General features: G+C 68.4%; 1 protein-coding gene. It reads left to right on the forward strand.

What is annotated here, in order from left to right:
* Positions 1 to 62: 62 nt before the first annotated feature.
* On the forward strand, positions 63 to 807 hold a 745-nt coding region (locus tag NS334_RS17090; protein WP_241492022.1), incomplete at its 3' end, for an MFS transporter.

Here is an 807-nt window from a genome sequence, read left to right on the forward strand (position 1 = left end):
GTGTGGGGACGCTGGTTGCGGCGCTGGCCACCGGCCCCGCGAGCTTCGTGCTCGGAAAATTGATGCTCGGCATCGCCACCTCCGGCATGCTGAGGTGCCCGATGACGCTCGCCGCCAAGCAGATGGCGGCGGCGAAGGTCGGCTTGTGGTCCGGCCTGATCCGCTCGATCGGCAATATCGGCATGCTGCTGTCGGCGAGCCCGCTCGCCTTCGTCGTCGATCAGTTCGGCTGGCGGGCCGGCTTCTGGGTTTCGGCTGGATTCGGAATTGCGGTGCTGATCGCGGTGTTTGCGCTGGTGCCGCGGCAGCCGGCGGTGCATGCGGATGATTCCTCGCCGCTGCATCAGATGGCCGAGGTGCTGCGGCTCGGCCTGTCGCGCGGCCTGCGCGGGCTGATCGCGCTGTCGCTGGTCTCGCTCGGCGCGTCGCTGGTGCTGCGCGGCCTGTGGGGCGGGCCGTGGCTGATGGATGTGAAGGGCTTGAGCCGGATCGAGGCCGGCAACGTGCTCGGCCTGTTCACGCTGGCGATGATCGTCGGCCCGGCCTGCATCGGCGCCTTCGATCGCAAGTTCGGGCACCGCCGCACCATGGTGGCGGCAACGCATGCCATCGCCGCATTGCTGTTGGTAGCGATGGCCGCCGGCGCGCCGCATTTCCCGGTCTCGAATCGGTTCGGCGTTGCCGTGATGCCGACGCAATATGACCTGGTGCTGCTGATCCTGATCGGGCTGGCGACGTCGGCGCAGCCGCTGATCTATGGCATGACGCGGCAGCTCGTGGACGCCCAGAACACCGGCAAGGCGCTGT

The sequence above is a fragment of the Sphingomonas endophytica genome (genome assembly GCF_001476895.1).
Classification (GTDB): domain Bacteria; phylum Pseudomonadota; class Alphaproteobacteria; order Sphingomonadales; family Sphingomonadaceae; genus Sphingomonas; species Sphingomonas endophytica_A.